The 510-nt window shown below is 41.0% G+C and carries 1 protein-coding gene; it reads left to right on the forward strand.

What is annotated here, in order from left to right; genetic code table 11:
• Positions 1-510, forward strand: a 510-nt coding sequence (locus tag KIH23_RS13615) for a hypothetical protein (RefSeq protein ID WP_213214049.1), incomplete at both ends; no start/stop codon positions are given.

Here is a 510-nt window from a genome sequence, read left to right on the forward strand (position 1 = left end):
TGGTAGGTACTTATGATTCATCTGTAAACAGATTTAGCTTGACTAACCTTGGAATCCAAAACATTTCATTCGGTACTACTTATACTATCGATGTATTGTTGAGATTCGGTTCAACTTGGAGACCAGACACAGAGTACGGATCAGTTTGCACCATTACAACTCCGGCTAATCCGGCTACTTCAAGAGTGGTTAACCCTGCTTGTGGAACTACTATTACTCGTCTTTGGACTTCAATCTTTGCTCAGCAAGTAATCGGAGCTCAAGGATATAAATTCGTAGTTACTTCAACTTCACCTGCTACTTCAAGAGAGTACACTACGCCAAACAGTGTATTCAGCTTAATGAACTTGCCAGGTGGTGCTCAACCGGGTGTTACTTATACCATCCGTGTTGATGTATTGTACAACTCAAGCTACGTTCAAGGTACACAAACTTGTGACATCACTGTTTCACCAGCTGCTACAAGACAAACTGCTACTGCGATTAACGTATATGATGTAAAAGCTTATC

Source organism: Flavobacterium sp. CYK-55, assembly GCF_018413465.1.
Classification (GTDB): Bacteria; Bacteroidota; Bacteroidia; order Flavobacteriales; family Flavobacteriaceae; genus Flavobacterium.